Source organism: Klebsiella sp. P1CD1 (assembly GCF_003790505.1).
Lineage (GTDB): Bacteria > Pseudomonadota > Gammaproteobacteria > Enterobacterales > Enterobacteriaceae > Klebsiella > Klebsiella variicola.
In genome coordinates, this window is sequence record NZ_CP033631.1 from 4,314,115 (window position 1) to 4,335,146 (window position 21,032).

General features: G+C 60.4%; 18 protein-coding genes and 1 pseudogene. 9 read left to right on the forward strand and 10 right to left on the reverse strand.

The genetic code is table 11. From position 1 onward, the window contains the following. Positions 1-148: 148 nt before the first annotated feature. Complete coding sequence (locus tag DTA24_RS21430) at positions 149-538, reverse strand: hypothetical protein (RefSeq protein ID WP_002892699.1); 390 nt, start codon at positions 536-538, stop codon at positions 149-151. Positions 539-809: 271 nt separating this feature from the next. Here DTA24_RS21430 and DTA24_RS21440 point away from each other — a divergent pair, with 271 nt between their 5' ends. The 3 genes from DTA24_RS21440 to DTA24_RS21450 are packed head-to-tail and all read left to right on the forward strand — an operon-like array spanning position 810 to position 3,811. Next, entirely contained in the window at positions 810-1,928 is a 1,119-nt protein-coding gene (locus DTA24_RS21440; protein WP_012968773.1) for an ABC transporter substrate-binding protein, read from the forward strand. Positions 1,929-1,988: 60 nt separating this feature from the next. Continuing rightward, positions 1,989-3,017, forward strand: a complete 1,029-nt coding sequence (locus tag DTA24_RS21445) for a FecCD family ABC transporter permease (RefSeq protein WP_162494475.1) — start codon at positions 1,989-1,991, stop codon at positions 3,015-3,017. Continuing rightward, complete coding sequence (locus DTA24_RS21450; RefSeq protein ID WP_008805503.1) at positions 3,014-3,811, forward strand: ABC transporter ATP-binding protein; 798 nt, start codon at positions 3,014-3,016, stop codon at positions 3,809-3,811. Before DTA24_RS21445 ends, DTA24_RS21450 begins: the two co-directional genes overlap by 4 nt. Before the next feature lie 39 nt (positions 3,812-3,850). Here DTA24_RS21450 and DTA24_RS21455 read toward each other — a convergent pair whose 3' ends face one another. The 3 genes from DTA24_RS21455 to DTA24_RS21465 form a co-directional block, all read right to left on the reverse strand. Beyond that, positions 3,851-4,993 carry an HlyD family secretion protein gene (locus DTA24_RS21455; protein ID WP_012542548.1) on the reverse strand — a complete coding sequence of 381 codons (1,143 nt, stop codon included), beginning with the start codon at positions 4,991-4,993 and terminating at the stop codon, positions 3,851-3,853. Next, a complete protein-coding gene (locus DTA24_RS21460; RefSeq protein ID WP_008805501.1) occupies positions 4,993-5,337 on the reverse strand; it encodes a DUF3302 domain-containing protein in 345 nt (114 codons plus the stop codon). Before DTA24_RS21460 ends, DTA24_RS21455 begins: the two co-directional genes overlap by 1 nt. Positions 5,338-5,471: 134 nt before the next feature. Continuing rightward, positions 5,472-6,113, reverse strand: coding sequence for a helix-turn-helix domain-containing protein (locus DTA24_RS21465; RefSeq protein ID WP_072121882.1), 642 nt, complete (start codon positions 6,111-6,113; stop codon positions 5,472-5,474). Between the two features lie 238 nt (positions 6,114-6,351). Between DTA24_RS21465 and DTA24_RS21470 the strand changes: the two genes are divergently transcribed. The 5 genes from DTA24_RS21470 (at position 6,352) to DTA24_RS21490 (ending at position 12,868) form a co-directional block, all read left to right on the forward strand. Next, positions 6,352-7,275, forward strand: a complete 924-nt coding sequence (locus DTA24_RS21470) for an aminoimidazole riboside kinase (RefSeq protein ID WP_123837059.1) — start codon at positions 6,352-6,354, stop codon at positions 7,273-7,275. A gap of 166 nt (positions 7,276-7,441) precedes the next feature. Further along, positions 7,442-8,959: a carbohydrate porin gene (locus DTA24_RS21475; RefSeq protein ID WP_008805498.1), complete on the forward strand. Its 1,518-nt coding sequence runs from the start codon at positions 7,442-7,444 to the stop codon at positions 8,957-8,959. A 104-nt stretch (positions 8,960-9,063) separates the two neighbouring features. Beyond that, positions 9,064-10,434, forward strand: a complete 1,371-nt coding sequence (locus DTA24_RS21480) for a sucrose-specific PTS transporter subunit IIBC (RefSeq protein WP_008805497.1) — start codon at positions 9,064-9,066, stop codon at positions 10,432-10,434. Beyond that, a complete protein-coding gene (locus DTA24_RS21485) occupies positions 10,434-11,834 on the forward strand; it encodes a sucrose-6-phosphate hydrolase (RefSeq protein ID WP_117108510.1) in 1,401 nt (466 codons plus the stop codon). The genes DTA24_RS21480 and DTA24_RS21485 overlap by 1 nt, the downstream gene beginning before the upstream one ends. Before the next feature lie 23 nt (positions 11,835-11,857). Beyond that, a complete protein-coding gene (locus DTA24_RS21490) occupies positions 11,858-12,868 on the forward strand; it encodes a LacI family DNA-binding transcriptional regulator (protein WP_162494424.1) in 1,011 nt (336 codons plus the stop codon). 47 nt (positions 12,869-12,915) lie between these two features. Here DTA24_RS21490 and DTA24_RS21495 read toward each other — a convergent pair. From DTA24_RS21495 to DTA24_RS21515, 5 genes and pseudogenes are all read right to left on the reverse strand, one after another. Then, positions 12,916-13,525 (reverse strand): annotated as a pseudogene (locus DTA24_RS21495) (hypothetical protein). Positions 13,526-13,710: 185 nt separating this feature from the next. Then, entirely contained in the window at positions 13,711-14,733 is a 1,023-nt protein-coding gene (locus DTA24_RS21500) for an ABC transporter permease (RefSeq protein ID WP_004152946.1), read from the reverse strand. A 19-nt stretch (positions 14,734-14,752) separates the two neighbouring features. Continuing rightward, positions 14,753-16,237, reverse strand: coding sequence for a sugar ABC transporter ATP-binding protein (locus tag DTA24_RS21505; RefSeq protein ID WP_004202401.1), 1,485 nt, complete (start codon positions 16,235-16,237; stop codon positions 14,753-14,755). Between the two features lie 32 nt (positions 16,238-16,269). After that, positions 16,270-17,193 (reverse strand): sugar ABC transporter substrate-binding protein, encoded by a 924-nt coding sequence (locus DTA24_RS21510; protein ID WP_002892597.1) that lies wholly within the window; start codon positions 17,191-17,193, stop codon positions 16,270-16,272. Between the two features lie 430 nt (positions 17,194-17,623). Continuing rightward, positions 17,624-18,643 (reverse strand): LacI family DNA-binding transcriptional regulator, encoded by a 1,020-nt coding sequence (locus tag DTA24_RS21515; RefSeq protein ID WP_032701031.1) that lies wholly within the window; start codon positions 18,641-18,643, stop codon positions 17,624-17,626. A 101-nt stretch (positions 18,644-18,744) separates the two neighbouring features. Between DTA24_RS21515 and DTA24_RS21520 the strand changes: the two genes are divergently transcribed. Then, a complete protein-coding gene (locus tag DTA24_RS21520; RefSeq protein WP_110195023.1) occupies positions 18,745-19,752 on the forward strand; it encodes a Gfo/Idh/MocA family oxidoreductase in 1,008 nt (335 codons plus the stop codon). A gap of 243 nt (positions 19,753-19,995) precedes the next feature. Here DTA24_RS21520 and DTA24_RS21525 read toward each other — a convergent pair whose 3' ends face one another. Beyond that, complete coding sequence (locus tag DTA24_RS21525; protein ID WP_040973739.1) at positions 19,996-21,027, reverse strand: Gfo/Idh/MocA family protein; 1,032 nt, start codon at positions 21,025-21,027, stop codon at positions 19,996-19,998. Positions 21,028-21,032: the final 5 nt, after the last annotated feature.

The window sequence follows — 21,032 nt, forward strand, 5'->3', positions numbered from 1 at the left end:
TCCTTTGTACCGGGCAAATGTGAAGAAAGAGTGAGTAACTGGTTAACCAGGACGATTCCTGGCATCGGCTGTCGGGAAGAGGTTGTGCTGATGGCGGGGCAATAAAAAAGGCCGCTTTCGCGACCTTGATTCAGACAGGTAAAAGGACTTATTCAGTCACTTTATTTTTTAACTCTTCGGCGCCGGTTTTGGTTTTATCCCAGCCCTTTTCCGCACCGGATTTGGTGGCATTCCAGCCTTTTTCACTGACCTCTTTGGTCTTATCCCACCCCTTCTCGGTGCCTTCTTTGGTCTTGTTCCAGGTTTTCTGCGCGCCTTCGCTCACCTGGCTGCCAACGCTGTCCTGCTTGCCTTCGGCAGCATGTTTCGCCTTCAGCTGCTGCTCTTCGCCCTCATGCTGGGCCTGGTGCAGCTTCTCTTTGGCGGTGTTGGCATTGGCATTCGCCGCCGCGACGGTATCATCTGTTGCATGTGTTGTCGCAGCAAAAACCGGAGCTGCAACCAGAATAGCCGATAACGCAATCATTGCTTTTTTCATAATATCCTCTCTCACGTGTCGTGTTATGAGTCGCATTCAGGATGGCACAACGAACCGGGGATGACATTAGGAATTAGCCTGAAAAACGTCTTCGACCTCCAGCCATGGCAGAAAATGCTGCCGCCGTGCGCGCCCTGTCGGCGTTGGCATAATTTCCAACATGTTTGTTACATTTTATGAAATTTGTCCTTGATATACTTGCCGTTGATGTTTGTTCGAGAATAATTCTCAGAATCATTATATTTATAAATTGGCAAACGGAACTCCTTTTATGGCAAGAAAATCAGTAAGATCGCTGTTACTTACTGCGCTGATCGCGACGCCCCTCTTCAGCTATGCAACCCAATATCCCCTGACGGTCACTGACCTCGACGGCCGGCAGGTCACCCTGGCCAAAGAGCCGCAGCGTATTATTTTGCAGGATGGCCGCGACATTATGACCCTCGCCCTGCTGGACCGGGACAATCCGTTTAAACGGCTGGTGGCATGGAATAATCTGGCGAAAAAGCAGGATGTTGCCACCTGGCAGATGCTGAAAACGACGTGGCCGCAGTCGGCCACGATCCTTGACATGGGCTTCAGCGACAAAGGGAACGTCGATCTTGAAAGCGTCATCGCCCGTCAGCCGGATCTGATGATCGCCCAGCTGCGCGCCAGGCCAGCGCTGATGGAGAGCGGCGTCATCGACAAGCTCAGCGCCCTGCACGTTCCGGTGCTGTTTGTCGACTATGAGATAGACCCGGCGAAAGATACCGCCCCCAGCATCGACCTGCTGGGCAAAGTCCTTAACCGCGAGAGCCAGGCCAAAGCCTTTACCGATTACTATCGTCAACAGCTGCAGACGATTCGCCAGAAAACCGCGGCCATCACGCCGAAGGCCAACGTCTTCGTGGAAGCGCTGGCCGGCAACAGCGACGCCTGCTGCTTTACCCACGGCCACAGCGGCTGGGGCGGGCTGGTGGAGGCGGTCGGGGCGAACAATATCGGTTCGCAGCTGCTGCCGGGCGCCTCCGGGTTCGTCTCGCTGGAGAAAATCATCAGCATGAAGCCCGACGCCTGGATCATGACCGGCTCGAAGCGCGGCAACAGCCAGGTGCTGCCCCTGGGTTATGAGGTTAAGCCGGAGGCGGTGAAGGCCCAGGCGCAGATCCTGCTGGCGCGACCTGGGGTCAGCCAGATCCCGGCGGTACAGGCAAAGCGGACCTATGGCGTCTATCACCACTTCTATAACCACCCGTGGAATATTGTCGGCATGGAATACCTGGCGAAAGATATCTACCCGCAGGCCTTCGGCGATCTCAACCCGGATGAGACTTACCATTATATCGTGCGCCATTTCACCGACCTGCCGGACCAGCCGTTCGTCTTCTCCTGGCAGCAGAGCGAGTAATCCGGCATGCGTTTAACCTCCGACTCCGTGCTCGACGGGCTGCCCGCCGGGACCTCTGGCGTGATAGATGACTATCGCCGTATCGTGCGTCGCCGTCTGCTCCTGATGCTCCTGCTGGCGCTGTTGATTGTCGCGTCGCTGCTGCTCGATTTTATGCTCGGCCCCTCCGGTCTGCCGCTGCAGAGCCTGTGGCAGACGTTAACCGATCCGGCCAGCGCCGATCCGGGCACGCGCGCCATCGTCTGGGATATCCGTCTGCCCTATGCGGTGATGGCGATTATCGTCGGTCTGGCGCTGGGACTGGCCGGCGCCGAAATGCAGACCATCCTCAATAACCCTCTGGCCAGTCCGTTTACCCTTGGCGTCTCCTCGGCTGCGGCGTTTGGCGCCGCGCTGGCGATTGTGCTGGGTATTGGCCTGCCCGGTATTCCCGGCCAGTGGTTTATCTCGGCCAACGCCTTTATCTTCGCCCTGCTGGCGGCCCTGCTGCTGGACGGCATCACCCGCTGGACCCAGGTGGCCACCTCCGGGGTCATCCTGTTCGGCATCGCGCTGGTCTTTACCTTTAACGCCCTGGTCTCGATGCTGCAGTTCATCGCCAACGAAGACACGCTGCAGGGGCTGGTGTTCTGGACCATGGGCAGCATCGACCGCGCCTCCTGGAGCAAAGTCGCCATCCTGCTGGTCGCCCTGGCGCTGGTGATGCCCCTGTCGCTGCGCAGCGCGTGGAAGCTGACCGCCCTGCGGCTGGGCGAGGACCGGGCCATCAGCTTTGGCATTAACGTTCGCCGCCTGCGCCTGACCACGCTGCTGCGGATCAGCATACTGTCGGCGCTTTCGGTGGCCTTTGTCGGGCCAATCGGCTTTATCGGCCTGGTGGCGCCGCATATTGCGCGGATGCTCTTCGGCGAAGACCATCGCTTTTATCTGCCCGCAAGCGCGCTGATCGGCGCTCTGGTGCTCTCCCTGGCCTCCATCGCCTCGAAGAACCTGATCCCGGGGGCCATTATTCCGGTGGGGATCGTCACTTCCCTGGTCGGGGTCCCGTTCTTTTTGAGCATTATTTTACGTCATCGGGGGCAGGCATGAGCGACCAGACGTTATCCGGGCTGTCGCTGTCTTACTTCAGCGCCGGCTACCCCAGACGCAAGGTGATCGAGAACCTGACGGTTCCCCATCTGCCGCGAGGGAAAATCACCGCGCTGCTGGGGCCAAACGGCAGCGGTAAATCAACGTTAATGCGGGCGATGGCGGGTCTGGGACCCTGCCGCGGCGAGCTGCTGCTGGAGGGGGAAAATCTGCTGACGCAGCCGTTCTCACGTCGCGCAGAGCAGGTGGTCTATCTTCCGCAGACGCTGCCCGCCGGCGTGCATCTGCATGTGCTGGAGTCGATTATCGTTGCCCAGCGCGCCGCCGGAGGACGCCACAGTCCGCAGCACCAGGAGGAGGTGATGGCGCTGCTGCGGCAGCTGGGGATTGCCCATCTGGCGATGAGCTACCTCGATCAGCTCTCCGGCGGGCAAAAGCAGCTGGTGGGTCTCGCTCAGTCGCTGATCCGCCAGCCGCGCCTGCTGCTGCTCGACGAACCGCTCAGCGCCCTTGACCTCAACTACCAGTTTCACGTGATGGATCTGGTACGCCGGGAGACCCGACGGCGCAACATCGTAACCCTGGTGGTGGTGCACGATATCAATATTGCCCTGCGTCATGCCGACCACGTGCTGATGCTCAAGGCGGGCCAGTTGCTCGGCGACGGCACCCCGGCCGCGGTCATCACCCCCGAGACCCTGGCGGCCGTCTATGGGGTGCGCGGGCGTATTGAACCCTGTTCGCAGGGGGTGCGGCAGGTCATTATTGACGGCCTGGTGGACAGCGAGGCCTGACTGCGGCGCGGGGCGGCACGTCCCCCTGCGCCCGCCGGCTTAGTGATCGAGATAGAGGTAGTTTTCCCAGCTTTTCATGCGGATCAGGATCTTCCTGATCAGCGACAGCTCTTTCAGGTGATCCGAGTAGACCGCCGCCTCAAGGGTGGCCCCCTGCGGCAGAGCGTATTCGGCAAAACGCGGATCGGTCACCTTCAGCACCACCAGCGCCCGGCCATGGGTATTGAGCGCGTCTGTGGTCAGCAATTTGCCCTGCCCCTGAAACTGACTCTCGCCAATCGCCGGCAGCACGTCGGCCACTTCTCCGCGAAAGACGGTGCCCGGGATGGCCGGAAACATCAGCTCCGCGGGCTCGCCTTTGTGCAGACGCTGCAGGGCGTTCTGGCGAAATGCCGCGACGTACTCCCGCGAGGCGGCGCCCTCCACCGGCACAAAGGTCATCAGCGGGATCATCCCCAGGGCAGTGGACATGGTGCCCGGCCGTAAGCCGACGGTACTGACATAGCCATCCTCCGGGGCACGGACGACGGTGTTCTCCAGCTGAAACTGCGCCTTTTGCAGCTGCGCCAGCAGGGAGGCCACGGTGGTATTTTTGCCCTTCACCACCGAGTCCAGCGCGTTGCGCGCCTGCACCACCTTTGCCTGAGCCGCGCTGACGCTGGCTTCATCGGCCTTCCACGTCTGCAGACGGGTATCAACCATTTGATCGGAGAAGGCACCCTGGGCATGACCCTCCCGATAGCGGGCATATTCCCGCCGCGACTGGTCGCGCTGGGCCACCGCTCTGCTCAGCTCGGCCTGCGCCTGGCTTAACGCCGCGTTTAAGGAGAGCGCATCCTGACTGGCCGCTTTTATCTGCGCCTGCAGATCGTCTACTTTTGCCTGGAACGGCGTCGGGTCGAGGGTAAACAGCACATCGCCCTTATGCAGCATCTGGTTAGGCTTCACCGGTACGCTCTGCACCCGGCCGCGCACCTGCGACACAATCGGCACGGTACGAAATACCTGGTTACCAACGTCGGTATACGGGAAGTTGTAGTTCATCCCGAAGATCACCGCGCCAATCAGGGCGATACCGCCGAGCACCGCCGTCGGTACGGTCCACTTATTGAGCGGGATGCGGAAGACTTTAAACACCACGATGCACAGCGCGGCGTAGGTCAGTAACATTAACGTTTCCATTAGTTTGCCTCCTCCGCTTTCAGCGCAGCCACCTCGCGCTGGACCTGTTCCAGTTGCTGGACCACCGTTTCCAGACGCTGATGCAGCGCCTGCTGATCGTCGGCAATGTGGCGCATTCCCCACCCGCGATCTTCGCGCCACAGCGTTGCCCAGATCCATAACAAAGGCCACAGCGCGTGCAGGGTAAATAAGCTAACCCAGCCGGCATAATGAATCGCATCCTGATGAGGATGGCGCCGCTCTTTGGCAATTTCATAAGGAATATCGTGAATAACAATCACGCCATAAAACAGTATTAAGGCCACGGCGATCAGAATGGCCAGCGCAACATAATCCAGGGTCATAAAATAACTCCAGAGTGAAAGGTTAACTTAATAAAACAGCCAGATTCAGACGTAACGGGGCCGGGGAAAAAGCGCGCTTAGCGCTTTCCCTGGCGGTGATAGCAACGTGATGGCGTGAATCTGCCGAATCGGGTTCAGAATTTCTCAGGAATATGACGGTCGATGGAGATCAGCTTGCCTTTTTTCACCGTGATATATCCCCCCTCGCGCAGCGCGGCCAGCACCTGGTACACATAGCTGCGCGAGAGATTGGTTCGTTTAATAATAAATGCCGACAGGCTCTCATGCTGACCACCATCGATTTCGCTGCGATATAGATAGCGCGACAGCATCGATTTAATGGTCTGAAAACTGGTCTGGCTGCCACGTTCATAGTGGGCATCAAGGGCAAATATGCCCATATAGGCCAGGATCGTGGTCAGCTCTTGCATATAGCCCGGCGACGAATGAAAGAATATTCGCTCAAAATCGCTGGCGGTTATTTTCGCCAGCTGGCACTCGCCCAGACACCGATAATAGAGCGCGACCGACGGACAATAATGTTCCAGTAATCCTAACGGCATATGCGCGATAACAATCCCGACCAGGTTCTGCTCATCGCCAAAGGCCAACGTCATTTGCCCCTGCAGCAGAAAGTAGAGATAGCCCGGCTGCGGAATAAAGCCCTGGTCTTTGCCCAAACTCAGCGTTTCACTGCAGGCGATCACCGCCGGCAGATGCGTGGTCAGCGTCAGATTCTGGTACCGATCGTAAATATCGCCAAAACTGGGGTTCATCGCGCTGCGCACTCCTTTACCTTTGGCCACCGCGGCGGGGCTAACCGCGACCTGTTGAACTATACCTAAGCGGGTGGGGAAGGAAAAGTCCAGATCTGGAGTGGCGAAATATTCCGCCTGGCTCACATTTTTTACCCTCGCCTCCCTGTTTCGTGACCCGATCGTTCCGCTTACCGGTGGGCTATGCTTTAATTAGCTAAACCGGTTTAACATAGTTTAGCTAAGAGGAATTTGTCGAATGAATGGAAAAATCTGGGTACTCGGCGATGCGGTCGTTGATCTCCTGCCCGATGGCGAGGGCCGCCTGCTGCAATGCCCCGGCGGCGCACCGGCCAACGTCGCGGTCGGCGTGGCGCGGCTCGGCGGCGACAGCGGGTTTATTGGCCGCGTCGGCGACGATCCTTTCGGCCGCTTTATGCGTCACACCCTGGCGCAGGAGAAGGTCGATGTGAATTATATGCGCCTCGACGCCGCGCAGCGCACCTCCACCGTGGTGGTCGATCTCGATCAGCACGGGGAGCGCACCTTTACCTTTATGGTCCGTCCGAGCGCCGACCTGTTCCTTCAGCACGAGGATCTCCCGCCGTTTGCCGCCGGCCAGTGGCTGCACGTCTGCTCCATCGCTCTCAGCGCCGAGCCGAGCCGCAGCACGGCATTCGCGGCAATGGAGGCGATAAAACGCGCCGGGGGCTATGTCAGCTTCGACCCCAATATCCGCAGCGACCTGTGGCAGGATCCGCAGGACCTGCGTGACTGTCTCGACCGGGCGCTGGCCCTCGCCGACGCCATAAAACTCTCGGAAGAGGAGCTGGCCTTTGTCAGCGGCAGCGACGACATCGTCAGCGGCATCGCCCGGCTGAACGCCCGCTTCCAGCCGACGCTGCTGCTGGTGACCCAGGGCAAAGCGGGGGTCCAGGCCGCCCTGCGCGGGCAGGTTAGCCACTTCCCCGCTCGCCCGGTGGTGGCCGTTGATACCACTGGCGCCGGCGATGCCTTTGTCGCCGGGCTGCTCGCCGGCCTCGCCGCTCACGGTATCCCTGACAACCTCGCCGCGCTGGCTCCCGACCTTACGCTGGCGCAAACCTGCGGCGCGCTGGCCACCACCGCCAAAGGCGCCATGACCGCCCTGCCCTACAGGGACGATCTTCAGCGCTCGCTGTGATCCCGTTGGGCCGGCTAACGGCCCACTTTGCTGGCGACATCACAATTCTTAAACCGGTTTAGCAATTTTTATTTTCACCGCGTTACTGACATGTTTACCATATTAACTAAACCGGTTTAGCAAAAGTTAGCACACTCACTGATTTTCACCTTTGGATGTCAACAGCATGTATAAAAAACGGAAGTTAGCCATTCTTATTGCTTTGCTAACCGGCACCGCCGCCGCCCATGGGCAGACAGACCTGAACAGCATTGAAGCGCGTCTCGCCGCCCTGGAAAAACGCCTGCAGGACGCCGAAACCCGCGCCAGCACTGCCGAAAGCCGTGCCGCCTCGGCGGAGCAGAAAGTTCAGCAGTTAACCCAGCAGCAGCAGCAAACCCAGGTCACCACCCAGCAGGTGGCCAAGCGCACCACTCAGCTGGAAGAAAAAGCCGAACGGCCTGGCGGCTTTGAGTTCCACGGCTATGCCCGTTCCGGCGTGATCATGAACGACTCGGCCGCCAGCACCAAATCCGGCGCTTATATGACCCCCGCCGGGGAGACCGGTGGCGCCATTGGTCGTCTGGGCAACCAGGCCGACACCTATGTGGAAATGAACCTCGAACATAAACAGACGCTGGACAACGGGGCGACCACCCGTTTCAAAGTGATGGTGGCCGACGGGCAGACCACCTATAACGACTGGACGGCAAGCAGCAGCGACCTGAACGTGCGCCAGGCGTTTGTCGAGCTGGGCAACCTGCCGACCTTCGAAGGCCCGTTCAAAGGCTCGACCCTGTGGGCCGGGAAACGCTTTGACCGTGACAACTTCGACATCCACTGGATTGACTCGGATGTGGTGTTCCTCGCCGGGACCGGCGGCGGGATCTACGACGTGAAATGGAACGACAGCCTGCGCAGCAACTTCTCGTTATACGGCCGCAACTTTGGCGATATCGCTGACAGCAGTAACAGCGTGCAGAACTATATCGTCAGCATGAATAACTTTGCCGGCCCGGTGCAGATGATGGTCAGCGGGATGCGGGCGAAAGATAATGACGAACGCCAGGACACGAACGGCAATCTGGTGAAAGGCGATGCCGCTAACACCGGGGTCCATGCTCTGCTGGGCCTGCACAATGAGAGCTTCTATGGCCTGCGCGACGGGACCAGCAAAACGGCCCTGCTGTACGGCCACGGGCTGGGCGCCGAGGTTAAAGGCATCGGCTCCGACGGTGCGCTGCGCCCGGGGGCCAATACCTGGCGCTTCGCCAGCTACGGCACGACGCCGCTGAGCGATCGCTGGTTTATTGCCCCGGCCGTGCTGGCGCAGAGCAGTAAAGATCGTTATGTCGATGGCGACAGCTATCAGTGGGCCACTCTCAACCTGCGTCTGATTCAGGAAGTGACGCAGAACTTCGCCCTCGCCTGGGAGGGCAGCTATCAGTACATGGATCTGCAGCCTGAAGGCTACAACGATCGCCACGCGGTGAACGGCAGCTTCTACAAGCTGACCTTCGCCCCAACCTTCAAGGTGGGCAGCATCGGCGACTTCTTCTCGCGTCCGGAGATCCGCTTCTATACATCGTGGATGGACTGGAGCAAAAAACTGGATAACTACGCCAACGATGATGCATTAGGCAGCAACGGGTTCAAATCGGGCGGCGAATGGTCGTTCGGTATGCAAATGGAGACCTGGTTCTGACGGTAACCCGGACGACAGGGTAAGTAACACATAAATATAAGGTTCGCGGTGCCTGCCACGGCTGGCACCGCCCACGCCATATCATCATGCATTCAGAGGGTACTATGGATTTTGATCAGATTTCCCGCTCACTGCTTCCCCTGTTGGGCGGCAAGGAAAATATCGCCAGCGCCGCGCACTGCGCCACCCGCCTGCGGCTGGTGCTGGTCGACGACGCGCTCGCCGACCAACAGGCCATTGGCAAAATCGACGGGGTGAAAGGCTGCTTTCGCAATGCCGGACAGATGCAGATCATCTTCGGCACCGGGGTGGTCAATAAAGTCTATGCCGCCTTTATCCAGGCCGCAGGCATCAGCGAATCAAGCAAATCCGAAGCCGCCGACCTGGCCGCGAAAAAGCTGAACCCGTTCCAGCGCATCGCCCGCCTGCTGTCCAACATTTTCGTACCGATCATTCCCGCCATCGTCGCCTCCGGCCTGCTGATGGGCCTGCTGGGGATGGTGAAAACCTACGGTTGGGTCGACCCGAGCAACGCTATCTATATCATGCTGGATATGTGCAGCTCGGCAGCGTTTATCATTCTGCCGATCCTGATCGGCTTTACCGCCGCCCGCGAATTTGGCGGTAACCCTTATCTGGGCGCGACCCTTGGCGGGATCCTCACCCACCCGGCGCTGACCAACGCCTGGGGCGTCGCCGCCGGCTTCCACACCATGAATTTCTTCGGCATCGAAGTGGCGATGATCGGCTACCAGGGCACCGTCTTCCCGGTGCTGCTGGCGGTGTGGTTTATGAGCATGGTCGAGAAACGGCTGCGCCGCGTTATCCCTGACGCGCTGGACCTGATCCTCACCCCGTTCCTGACGGTGATTATCTCCGGCTTTATCGCCCTGCTGCTGATCGGCCCGGCCGGTCGCGCGCTCGGCGACGGTATTTCGTTTATCCTCAGCACGCTTATCAGCCACGCCGGCTGGCTGGCGGGCCTGCTGTTCGGCGGCCTCTACTCGGTGATCGTCATTACCGGTATCCATCACAGCTTCCATGCCATCGAGGCGGGTCTGCTGGGCAACCCATCGATTGGCGTCAACTTCCTGTTGCCGATCTGGGCGATGGCCAACGTCGCTCAGGGCGGCGCCTGCTTTGCGGTGTGGTTTAAAACCAAAGATGCCAAAATCAAAGCCATCACCCTGCCGTCGGCGTTTTCGGCGATGCTGGGGATCACGGAAGCGGCAATCTTCGGGATTAACCTGCGCTTTGTGAAGCCGTTCATCGCCGCGCTGGTCGGTGGTGCCGCCGGCGGCGCCTGGGTGGTGTCAATGCACGTCTATATGACCGCGGTGGGCCTGACGGCGATCCCGGGGATGGCCATCGTGCAGGCCAGCTCGCTGCTGAACTACATTATCGGAATGGCGATCGCCTTCGCCGTGGCCTTTATGCTCTCTCTGACGCTGAAATACAAAACGGACGCTGAATAATGTCATTACCGTCACGCCTGCCTGCGATCCTGCAGGCCGTTATGCAGGGCCAGCCGCAGGCGCTGGCCGACAGCCATTATCCGCAATGGCATCTGGCGCCGGTCAGCGGACTGCTGAACGATCCCAACGGCTTTTGCCAGGTCGCCGGGCGTTACCACCTGTTTTATCAGTGGAACCCGCTCGCCTGTGACCATACCTATAAGTGCTGGGGACACTGGAGTTCAGCCGATCTGCTGCACTGGCGGCATGAACCTATCGCCCTGATGCCGGACGAAGAGTATGACCGCAACGGCTGCTACTCCGGCAGCGCGGTCGAGTTCGAGGGCGCCCTGACCCTGTGCTACACCGGCAACGTGAAATTCCCCGACGGCGGGCGTACCGCCTGGCAGTGCCTGGCGACAGAGAATGCCGATGGCACCTTCCGCAAGCTGGGGCCGGTGCTGCCGCTCCCTGACGGTTACACCGGCCATGTACGCGACCCCAAGGTGTGGCAGCAGGACGGGCGCTGGTACATGGTCCTCGGCGCGCAGGATTTGCAACAGCACGGTAAAGTGCTGCTGTTCACCGCCAGCGATCTGCGGGAGTGGCGCCTGGTGGGCGAGATCGCCGGACATGGCGTTAACGGTCTGGCGAACGGCGGCTATATGTGGGAGTGCCCGGATCTCTTTCCGCTGGCGGATACCCACCTGCTGATCTGCTGCCCGCAGGGGCTGGCCCGTGAAGCGCAGCGCTTTCTCAATACCTATCCTGCGGTGTGGATGGCAGGCCGCTTCGACGCCGAGCGCGGCACCTTAGACCACGGCCCGCTGCACGAGCTGGACAGCGGGTTTGAGTTCTACGCGCCGCAGACCATGCTGGCCGAGGATGGCCGCCGTCTGCTGGTCGGCTGGATGGGCGTCCCGGACGGGGAAGAGATGCATCAACCCACCCGCGCACAGGGATGGATCCACCAGATGACCTGCGTGCGCGAGCTGGAGTGGCAGGCGGGCACCCTGTATCAGCGCCCGCTGCGCGAGCTGGCCGCTCTGCGCGAGGAAGCCCAGGGCTGGCGCGGGCAGACCCTGCCCCTCGCCCCGATGGAGCTGGCCTTTGACATCGCCCCCAACAGTACGCTGGGGCTGGACTTTGCCGGCGCCCTGCAGCTTACCGTCAACCGCGACGGCCTGCGTCTGTCGCGCCGCGGGCTGCAGACCGCCGAGATGCATCACCGCTACTGGCGCGGCGAAGCGCGGCGCCTGCGGATCTTTATCGACCGCTCCAGTGTGGAAATTTTCATCAACGATGGCGAAGGGGTGATGAGCAGCCGCTTCTTCCCGGGCTATCCGGGGCAGATAATCTTCAGCGGTGCGACGCCGGTGGCATTCTGCCGCTGGCTGCTGCGGCCATGCATGGTAGTATAAGCGTTTTGCTTTCAGGCTCCTGAGTGGTGATGAAAACCAAACGCGTAACTATCAAAGATATCGCCGAACTGGCGGGCGTCTCCAAAGCGACCGCCAGTCTGGTGCTCAACGGCCGTGGCAAAGAGCTGCGCGTGGCGCAGGAGACGCGCGAGCGCGTGCTGGCGATCGCCCGCGAGCAGCACTATCAGCCCAGCATTCATGCGCGCTCGCTGCGCGATAACCGCAGCCATACCATTGGCCTGGTGGTACCGGAGATCACCAACTACGGGTTTGCCGTTTTCTCCCATGAGCTTGAGACGCTCTGCCGGGAAGCCGGCGTGCAGCTGCTTATCTCCTGCACCGACGAAAACCCCGGTCAGGAGAGCGTGGTGGTCAATAATATGATTGCCCGCCAGGTCGACGGGCTGATCGTCGCCTCGTGCATGCACAGCGATGCCGACTACCTGAAGCTCAGCGAACAGCTGCCGGTGGTGCTGTTTGACCGCTCCCCCAGCGACAGCGCCCTGCCGCTGGTGATGACCGACTCGGTGACGCCAACCGCCGAGCTGATCTCCCGCATTGCGCCTCAGCATGCGGACGAGTTCTGGTTTCTCGGCGGCCAGCCGCGGCTGTCGCCGTCGCGCGACCGGCTGGCGGGATTCACGCAAGGCCTGGCTCAGGCGGGGGTCACGCTGCGCCCTGAGTGGGTGATCAACGGTAACTACCACCCCAGCTCCGGGTATGAGATGTTCGCGGCGCTCTGCGCGCGGCTGGGACGTCCGCCGAAGGCCTTGTTTACCGCGGCCTGCGGCCTGCTCGAAGGGGTACTGCGCTACATGAGCCAGCATCATCTGCTGGACTCCAATATTCATCTCGCCAGCTTCGACGATCACTACCTGTATGATTCGCTTTCCCTGCGCATTGATACCGTGCAGCAGGATAATCGCCAGCTGGCCTGGCACTGCTACGATCTGCTCAGCCAGCTGATCGACGGCCAGGCGCCGGAGCCGCTCCAGCGCTACCTCCCCGCCACCCTGCAGTTTCGCCATCCCTGACGGCGCCGTCGGCAATTAGCGTTTTCGCCGGGTGCGCGCTGCCTGCCTCACCGCCAGCAGCGCACCGGCAAACAGCATGCCCAGGCCGATCGTCACCGGCCAGCGGTAAGCCATCAGTAACGAGGGCAATCCGCCGTCCGGCGCCAGCACCACCAGATTCCAGCCCGTTAGCCCCGCCTCGCCGTTCAGCGCGCGGGTTAACATCCGCTGGTGCGGGGCGAAAGGCTGGATAGTCTGGTAGTGGCTGCCGAACAGCGGCGGCTGCATCTCCCTGGGGAACTGCGCCTGCACCTGGGCCAGTACGCTGGCCGGCAGCGCATGCGACGCCGCCAGCAGATGCCCGTCGCCATTCACCAGCAGCAGTTGATAATGCCGCTGCCGGGCGAGGGTATGGAGTTCGGCGCGCATCGCCGCCAACGGCCAGGCGGCTTCCCGCTGCGGCGCCGGCGTGTTCATTCGCCGCTCAAGGCGTTGCGCCACCCACTGCGCATCCTCCTCCAGCTGGCGGGTCTGCATCTCACGGTAAACCTCTCTGGCCGGCAAATTCACGCCCCGACCGAGCGCCAGGATCGCCAGTCCGGCGATCAGCGTGACGATAATGCCCCTGCTTGCCGGTCGCCAGAGCGGCGAGGATTTGACGACGGATGGTGTATTCATACGACTCCAGAAACCGGAGGCCACGCGTGGGCCCCCTGACGAATAGACAACGGAAGTGGCAAAACTGTACAGGATGAGCCGCGTGGGCAAAACAGACAGGCCGCGCCTGGCGGGGCGTATTTTGTTTATTTCTGGACAGGACGGGCGGCAATGACATCCTTCGCCGCTGCCGCCCGTTGATAAGATTAGTGTTTTTTCCGGTTGCGACGCATGTCGATGGTCACCGCGGCGACGATAATGATGCCCTTAATAATATCCTGCACGTAGGCATCGACGCCGACAAAGGTAAAACCGCTTTTGATCAGACCAAGGATCATCGCGCCAATCAGGGTGCCGGTAATGCGCCCCACCCCGCCCATTAAGCTGCTGCCGCCGATCACCGCGGCGGCAATCGCGTCCAGCTCGTAGGACATCCCCATGCTCGACTGGCCGCTGCTGACGCGCGCCGCCAGCACCACCCCCGCCAGCCCGGAGAGCGCCCCGGCGATGGTGTAGACAATCACCAGGTACTTATTCACGTTGATGCCGGACACTTTGGCCGAGGTCATGTTGCCGCCGATGGCATACACATATTTGCCATAACGGGTATGCTTCAGCGCAATGTGAAACACGGCGGCGATCACGAAGAAGATAATCACCGGCATCGCCCCCTGACCTATCGCCGTAAAGCTGTCGGAGAGGAAGCTGATCGGGTTGCCCTGGGTGTAATACTGCGCCAGACCGCGCGCCGAAACCATCATCCCAAGGGTGGCAATAAACGGCGGAATACCGGTCCGCGTCACCAGAAAACCGTTGGTCAGGCCGCACAGCAGGCCGACGCCGATCCCCGCGCAAATGGGGATCACCGCCGGCAGGTTGACCAGCGCCGGGAACATCGGCGACAGGCTGTCGGAAGTTTGCGCCAGGCTCGCCGCCACCACCGCCGCAAGGGCGATAACCGAGCCGGAGGAGAGGTCAATCCCGGTGGTGATGATCACCTGGGTGACGCCGACGGCGATGATGCCGATGATCGCCACCTGCAGCACAATCAGCACCAGGCGGTTGGTATTGAGCAGGAACGACTGGTCGCGAACATACCAGCCGGCAATTTCAAAAGTCAGGGCAATCACCAGCATCACCACAAAGATGCCGGTATCTTTCGGCATTTTATGCCGCAAATTAGCGAAGAAGGAGGAACCCTCGCTGGCCGGAGCCGCCGTTAATTTCATATTACTCATTCTCTGTGCCTCAATGGGATGCCAACGACAAAATGGTTTCCTGGTCGGCTTCGTCTTTTTCCAGGATGCCGGTGATACGGCCTTCATGCATCACCATAACCCGATCACTCATGCCAAGGATTTCCGGCAGCTCAGAGGAGACCATAATGACCGCCACCCCCCGATTCGCCAGTTCACTGATCAGATGATAAATCTCCGCCTTCGCCCCGACGTCGATACCGCGGGTCGGCTCATCGAGAATTAAGATTTTCGGTTGCGCTAACAGCCAGCGCGCAATCAGGACTTTTTGCTGATTCCCCCCGCTGAGGTTATTAATAATTTGATCCATCGTCGGCGTTTTAATATTGAGCCGGCGAATTTGCTCCATGCAGTCTTCGGCCATTTTCACGTGCTGGACAAAACCGCTCTTGCCGATATATTCCGGCATTTTGACGATACTCATATTTTCCAGCACCGACAGCACCAGAAACAGGCCCGACTTTTTGCGATCTTCGGTTAATAACGCCATCCCCTTTTCAATCGCCACGGAGGGGGAATCAATGGTCACCGGCGCCCCGTCGATCAGCACTTCGCCGCTGTCGAAGCGCTCCATACCGAACAGGCTTTCCATCACCTCGCTGCGCCCGGCGCCCACCAGCCCGGCCACGCCAAGGATTTCACCGCGGCGTACAGTAAAGCTGACGTCATGGAACACGCCCTGGCGCGTCAGGTTGCGCACCGTCAGCACCTCTTCGCCGATGGTGTTATTAAATTTCGGAAACAGCTGGGTTAATTCGCGGCCCACCATCTGGGTGATCAGCGACTGCCGGGTAAATTCGGTGGTGTTTTTGCTCCCCACCCAGGTGCCGTCGCGAAACACGCTGATCTCATCGGTAATGGCAAAGATCTCATCCATTTTGTGACTGATATAGATGATCGCTTTACCCTGGGCGCGCAGGTCGCGGATGATGGTGAACAGGTGAGCCACCTCGCCTTCGGTCAGCGCCGAAGTGGGCTCATCCATGATCACGATATCCGCGTTCCACGAGACTGCTTTGGCAATCTCCACCATCTGCTGGGCGGCGATGCTCAGGTCGCCCACCAGCCGGTCGGCGGTTAAGCGGATATTAAGCTTGTCCAGCAGCGCCTGGGTCTGGCGGGTCAGCTGGCCGTGGTCGACAAAGCCGTACTTCATCGGCTCGCGCCCCAGCCAGATATTCTCCGCCACCGTCATATGCGGCACCAGATTGAGCTCCTGGTGGATCATCGAGATCCCCGAGCGCAGCGCATCCATGGTGTCGGTAAACTCCACCGGCTCCCCTTTCACGCGAATCGACCCTTTATCGGGGCGATAGATACCGATCAGGCACTTCATCAGCGTGGATTTACCGGCGCCGTTCTCGCCCATCAGGGCATGCACCGTTCCCGGACGCACGCGCAATGAGACATTATCGAGCGCCTTCACGCCGGGGAAGAACTTACTGATACCTTCGGCTTCAAGTGCAAAAGCGTTCATACATCCACCTCCGTACCACAGGTTGGCCAGGACTATTTCTGATTACGGTTAGTAAATTCAGCCATGTTCTCTTTGGTAATCAGCTGATACGGCACGTCGATGATTTTTTCCACTTTCTCGCCGTTCGCCAGCTTGATGGCCGCGTCGACTGCGCCTTCACCCTGGCCTTTCGCATCCTGGAAGATGGTGGCGATCATTTTGCCGCTCTTCAGCATCTGCAGGGCATCCGGAGTGCCATCCACGCCAGCGATGAGAATATGGTTCGGGTTTTTGCCCAGTGCCTGCAGGGCGCCGATCGCCATTTCATCGTTGTTGGAGGCGATGGCCTGGATATCCTCACCGCTGGTCATCCAGTTGCTGACCACGTCCACGGCGTCATTGCGGGTAAATTTCGCGGTCTGCTTCTGGACGATTTTGATGTTCGGGTATTTCGCCACCACCTCTTCCACCCCTTTGGTACGATCGCGGGTGGACTCATTCGCCAGGTCGCCGAGCAGGATCGCCACATTGCCCTTACCGTTCATCGCTTTCGCCAGCGCTTCCATCTGCAGACGGCCGGCGAGAATGGAATCCGACCCCACATAGGCCATCTTGTCGGTCAGCTCCGCCTGCGGACGGCGGTTCACAAACACCAGCGGGATCCCGGCTTTGGTGGCCTGATCCATAATCGGTTTCACCGCATTGGTATCCACCGGGTTGACGATAATGGCGTCCACCCCCTGACCGATAAAGTTTTGCACCTGCTGCAGCTGCTGGGAGACATCCCCTTTTGCGTCCTCGATCTGCGATTTAACGCCGTCTTTTTTCATCTCTTTTTGCATCGAGGTCCGCAGGATCGTCAGGAAGTTATCGTCAAACAGCGCCATGGAGACGCCAATAGAGACGTCTTTTGCCATAACCACCGCAGGCAGCATGCAGGCTAACAAAGAGGCAACAATCGTTTTCTTAATATTCATAGTTGATCCTTGATTTTGTAGGTACGCCGGTGAATGAAATAAAATGAAAAATTAATTTCAGTTACGTTGCGGCAAATGTCTGCTGTGATATCGACGACGCTGCGGCACCTCTCGCACTCCATCGTGATCTAAATCACAAATTACGGCTGTTTTTTCATCACTTTTTTGAAACGTTAGTCCATTTACGCCGCAACCTGGATTTCAGACCATTTATTTCATTAACAAGACATTTGAAACTTTTATAAGTAAATAACTGAAATGAAAATTTTAAAACTATGCAGTAACAGAATTTTGACAGACATCTAACATTGCCGCATAAATGAGCGAAAAATGAGAGGCAGACAACGCTTTGACGCGATCGCTTCCCCGCCAGGCGGGTATTTACCCGCCAGGGATAGTCATGCGGTCAGGAGGGGATACGCCGACCGACTCAGTCGACGTTTTCGGCGCTGTAGAGGATAAAGTCGACTTTACCGTCGGCATAGGTTTGCGGCTGGTAGCCGGACTCCAGATGGCGCAGCATCAGGTCGATCGCCAGCTGGGCGTGTTGGCGGGTGTTCTGATCGAGCGTTAACGCCAGACTCCCCTTCGCCAGCTGCTGCCGGGTGGTGTTGTAACGCTCATGGGTGATCCAGCAGACGTCGCCTTCGCGGCGGTGGCGGGCCAGCGCCTCGGCAATCTGGGTATTGCCAAGCCCGGTGTTATAGATCCCAACAATATTCCGGCTGCGGCACAGGGCTTGTTCCAGCAGGCGGGTGATCTGCTCCCGCCGCTCCTCACCCGCCAGCACGTCGCTGAGCTGCAGGTGGGGAAAGCGCTGGCTCAGCACCTCGCGAAACCCCTGAATGCGCAGGCGATGCGCGCTGTAATCTTGCCGGCCGCTGACCATCAGCACCTCGCCGGGCCGCGGCGTCATCCTCCCCAGCATTAACCCCGCCGTGCGGCCAGCCTGCAGCTGATTGATCCCCACGTGGCAGAGTCGGTCGGCGCCGGGCAGGTCCGTCGCCAGGGTGATCGCCGGGACGCCCGCCTCCCGGCAGCGGCGCAGCGCGTCGTGCACTGCGGGATGGTCATTGCCGAAGACGATGATCCCCTGACGCTGCTGGCAGCTGCGCACAATGCGCCGGGCCAGGGTCGTCGGCTGCGACTCCGGGACAAAGGTGCGGTGCAGGGTCAGACGGCGATAGCCGAGGCTATCCGCCACGGCGGCAAAATCCTGCGCCAGCTGGGGAAAGAAGAACGAGTCATTGCTGCTGAGAAAGACCTCAACCTGCCAGGGGAAGCGGTGCTCCTCCGGCAGGATCCGCTTCAGCCCCGCCTCGCGCGCCGCCTGCAGCACTTTGCGGGTGGTCTGCGGCGATACGCCGCCGCGTTCGTTCAGCACCCGGTCAACGGTGGCCACGCCGACGCCAATCTGTCTGGCCAGCATCGCCAGTGAAATGTTTTTCATCGCCCCTCTCTTCATGATGGAAATCCATCAAAACGGCAGTGTCAGTGAGTTTAGCAAACCGATTATGGTGGCAACGTCCCCTCGCCATTCTGGAGAAAAAAATGATCTGCAAACGTTTTGCCCTGGTAGGCAGTGGTTTTATCGGTCAGGTTCATGCCGCCAGTCTTGCCCGTCATGAAGGAAGTGCGCTGACGATGGTGGCCGATGCCGCCCCGGAGCGCGCCCAGGTGCTGGCCGCCCGCTATGGCGCCCGGGCGGTGACAGTGAGCGAGGCGATCCATAGCGACGCCATCGACGCGGTGCTGATCGCCAGTTCAACCCCGTCGCATGCCGAACTGCTGGAAGCCGCCGCCCGGGCGGGCAAGGCGGTCTATTGCGAAAAACCGATCGACCTCTCCCTGGCGCGCGCCCGTGAGGTGGTGGAGCGGGTGCTCCCCCTGAACGTGCCGGTGACTGTCGGCTTTAACCGGCGCTTCGACAGCAGCCATCAGCAGCTCCGCCGCCAGCTGGAGCAAGGGCTGATCGGCCGGGTCGAGCTGGTGCAGATGGTCTGCCGCGCCTCCACCATGCCGCCGCTCGACTATCTGCGCAGCTCCGGCGGCCAGATGCGCGATCAGGCGATCCACTTCTTCGATCTCCTGCGCTTTCTCACTGGCGATGAAGTGCGTACCGTGGCGGCGATGGGCGCGGCGCTGGCCCTGCCGGACATTGCCGAATTTGGCGATGTCGACACCTCCATCCTGATGATGCAGATGCGCGGCGGCGCGCTGGCGCAGCTGGACAACACCCGCCGCACCGGCCACGGGTATGATGAACGGATCACGCTGCTGGGCGCCGAAGGCGCGCTGGAGTCCGGTAGCCAGTCGCCGGCGGGCCCTACCCTGTGGCGCGGCAATCAGCGCATTGAGCCGGGCCTGTGGCCGGACTGGTTCAGCCGGGTACAGGGATCTTATTACCAGCATCTTGACGCCTTTATTCGCGCCCTGAATGGTGAAACCGTGGCCGATCTGCCCGGCCTGCTGGACGGCCTGCAGGCGCAGGCCATTGCCGAAGCGGCGGTTCAGTCCCTGCAGCATGGCCAGTTTGTCGCCGTCGACGACTGTCGCTGAGTGGTTGCGTGGCAACCGCCATCAGGCGCTGTACCAGCCTTTATGCCGGGCGGCGGCGACGCCTTGCCCGGCCTACATAACACAGGCATTAATCCGCTTTAATATCAAACGGTTGCAGTAAAATCGTAGGCCCGCGCAAGCGCAGCGCCGCCGGGCAACAGACATCCGGCATCGTACGCGTCCTGGTGCCGGGCAATGGCAGACACGCTCGCGCTATCTGCAAACCAAAGCCCGGCCGGCTCCTTAGCGTTCTTCGTTAAACACCGCGCCCACCTGGCGCCGCACCTCATCCATCACCTGCAGATTCTGCAGCACCCGACTGAGCGGCCGCAGCGGCGAATCCCGCAGCCCCTGGCCGATGCACCAGGCAAAATGCTCCGCCTGCCAGAACAGCTGGTCGTAGCGATTGCGCGGCTCTTCCCAGCGCAGCACCTGCCCGCCCTGGCTGGCGGCGAGCGTAAAGCCGCCGGGGGCGTAAAACTGACCGTCGATCGTCAGGGTCGCCTGGCGTCCGGCCACCACCGCCCCGCCCGGCGTGTTGCTGAACAACGTCGTGTTTAACAACCCCTGCATCCCGTTCTGCCAGCTAAACAGCATCGACGTCTGACCGTTAAGCCCCTCCGCCGTGGCGCTGCCGCGGGCGACAATCTCCTGCGGCATGCCGCCCACCATCAGCGCAAACGAGGTCAAATAGCTGCCGAGGTCCATCATCGGCCCGCCGGCAAGGTCGGCATTGAAGATGCGGTGGTCGGGGGTGAAATACTCGCCGTGATCGGCCAGCAGGGTATGCAGGTCGCCGAGCGCCCCATCCTCCAGCAGCTGGCGGATCACATCATATTTCGGCGCGTAATCGCACCACATTGCCTCCAGCGCCAGCTTCCCTTGGCGGGCGGCTTCGGCCTGCAGCTCACGCCCTTCGCCGAGGTTGAGCGCGAAGGGCTTCTCAATCAGCACGTGTTTACCCGCCTTCAGCGCCTGCATGCCGTCGGGAAAGTGATGGTTGTGCGGCGTCGCAATGTACACCGCATCAATATCCGGGCGTGCCAGCATCTCCTCCACCTGGCCGTAAGCCTGGGGGATCCCCCATTCCGCGGCCACCCGCTCGGCCTTCGCCTGGCTGCGGGAGGCCACCGCCACCACCTGCTGCCGGCTGTAGGTTTTCAATGCATGAACAAAGCGCTCGGCGATCCAGCCGGGACCGATAATGCCCCAGCGCAGGGAGGGAATGCTCTGCGCCGCCGGGCGGCGCGGGGTCGGTAAGTGTGAGGGAAACATAGCGG